Here is a 946-nt window from a genome sequence, read left to right on the forward strand (position 1 = left end):
GGACGCGCATAAGTCGGCGCTGGCGGCGAACGACGCGCCGGACAGACCGCGGAGCTGACGCTTCGTTTCTTAAGCGAACAGGCTGAAGCTCAGTTCGTCCCCACCAGCGCATTGACCAGCCGATCGACGCGGCCGCCGTCGCGGTGCTCGCGCGCGTCAAAGGCGTTCTGTCTCGCTTCATATTGCGCGTAGACGGCGTCGATCCGGCGCCTGGCCTCGCGATGGGTGGCGGTGCAGAACCAATTGTCGGCCAGCTTAAGGCCGGCAATGGACTTTGCGGTGGCCCGCATCATAGCCTCGGCGATGCGACCGTGGTGATGCTCGTGGGCGTGGACGCCGGCGAGGAAGCGCCGCCAGCGCCGCTCGAGCTCGGGCTTCGGCGGCGAAGCCAGGCGCGGAAAAGTGTAGGTGAGCTCCATCGTTCCGTCTGCGCCTCGCAACCTGCAGACCCCGTCCGTGCGGTCCACATCGAGCTTCCAGTTCACCACATAGCCGGTATCGGCGATGGCGCGGGTCATGAAGCCGTGCTTGGGGCCTTTGCGGTTCATCGCTTCAACCAGGGCGGCGCCCGTCGCACCGGCGATGTCATAGTTGCGCGTCGTGACCAGCACCTTGGTGCCGGCCAGGGCCTGCGGGGCGCCGCCGCACAGGCCGAGCATGATGAGGCATGTAAGAACCGCCAGGCGCATTGCCCATTTGCTCCCTATCCGCAGAGAAGGAACTATAAGCCGCTTGCAATTTCAAGCGTAAGGAACCCGCCGACTGTACCGCAAACGGTTGCCGGTCGATGAAGCGGCTCACATGCCCTGGTAGACCGGGCCTTCGCCGCCTTGTGGCGGCACCCAGTTGATGTTCTGGTTCGGATCCTTGATGTCGCAGGTCTTGCAGTGCACGCAGTTCTGCGCGTTGATGACGAAGCGCACGTCCTTGGCCGACGGATCGGCGG

At 64.8% G+C, this 946-nt stretch carries 2 protein-coding genes; both read right to left on the reverse strand.

Going from position 1 to position 946, the window contains the following annotated elements; all coding sequences use genetic code 11:
* Nucleotides 1-89 precede the first annotated feature (89 nt).
* On the reverse strand, nt 90-689 hold the full coding sequence (locus EOA28_RS36965) for a DUF922 domain-containing protein (RefSeq protein ID WP_127251417.1): 600 nt from the start codon (nt 687-689) through the stop codon (nt 90-92).
* A gap of 108 nt (nt 690-797) precedes the next feature.
* Nucleotides 798-946, reverse strand: a 149-nt coding sequence (locus tag EOA28_RS36970; RefSeq protein WP_148671163.1) for a 4Fe-4S dicluster domain-containing protein, incomplete at its 5' end; no start/stop codon positions are given.

Source organism: Mesorhizobium sp. M2A.F.Ca.ET.067.02.1.1, from assembly GCF_004023285.1.
Classification (GTDB): Bacteria; Pseudomonadota; Alphaproteobacteria; order Rhizobiales; family Rhizobiaceae; genus Mesorhizobium.

Coding starts and splice junctions, on each gene's coding strand:
- EOA28_RS36965 (WP_127251417.1), bottom strand. CDS start 689: ATGCGCCTGGCGGTTCTTACATGCCTCATCATGCTCGGCCTGTGCGGC.